This window comes from Brachybacterium sp. FME24 (assembly GCF_014897705.1).
Lineage (GTDB): Bacteria > Actinomycetota > Actinomycetes > Actinomycetales > Dermabacteraceae > Brachybacterium.
This window is the reverse complement of record NZ_JABUXV010000053.1, coordinates 1-906: the sequence shown is the minus strand read 5'-3', so window position 1 is coordinate 906 and position 906 is coordinate 1. Positions and strand designations below refer to the sequence as shown.

Annotated in this window: 1 protein-coding gene; it reads left to right on the top strand. The window is 69.3% G+C overall.

Features of this window, described 5'->3' with window-relative positions:
* Positions 1 to 53 precede the first annotated feature (53 nt).
* Positions 54 to 906, top strand: an 853-nt coding sequence (locus INT51_RS21945; protein ID WP_193107508.1) for an aldo/keto reductase, incomplete at its 3' end; no start/stop codon positions are given.

Sequence of the window (906 nt, the reverse complement as noted above, 5' to 3'; positions counted from 1 at the left end):
AGTGGTAGTGTCCGTGACAGTACAGCACGCCACCGCCTTCGAGGAGACATCACATGCGCTATCAGACCTTCGGGCGGCTCAGCGGGCTTCGCGTCTCGCAGTACGTCCTGGGCACCGCCAACTTCGGGTCGGCCCCGACCGCAGCGGGCCTCGAGGGGTCCCGGGCGATATTCGACGCCTTCGTGGCTGCCGGAGGCACCACCTTCGACGTCTCGAACGTCTACCAGAGCGGCGAGGCCGAGACTGTCCTCGGCGACCTCCTGGGTCGCCGGCGCGAGGACTTCGTGGTGATCTCCAAGTACGGCGGAAGCCGGCAGGCCGAGGTGCGCCCCGGGACCACGGGCAACGACCGCAGGACCATGATCCGTTCTCTGGAGGAGAGCCTGCGGCGGCTGAAGACCGACTACGTGGACGTCTTCATGCCGCATATCCCCGACGGCGTGACTCCCATGCCGGAGATCCTGGCCGGCTTCGACACTCTGATCCAGGCGGGGAAGATCCGCTACGGCGGGCTCTCCAACTTCCCGGCCTGGCGGATCGCGGGCGCCGCGGTGAGGTCCGAGCTGGGCGAGCGTTCCCCGCTGGCAGGAATCCAGACGGAGTACAGCCTTGCCGAGCGCTCCGCGGACAGGGAGCTCCTCCCGATGGCGCAGGCACACGGACTGGGAGTTCTCCTCTACTCCCCGTTGGCCGGGGGCCTGCTGACCGGCAAGTACCGCCGTGGCGAACAGGGACGGCTCAGTGCCCGGACCGGGGAAGCGGGCGCCGGTGAAGGCACGGCGCAGCGGGCCGCCGTCCTCGATGCGGTCCTCGCCGTGGCCGAGGAGAACAGGGTGAGCCCGGTCCAAGTCGCACTGGCCTGGTTGCGCGGCCGAGCGGCACGCGCGCAGACCTCGATGATCCCGA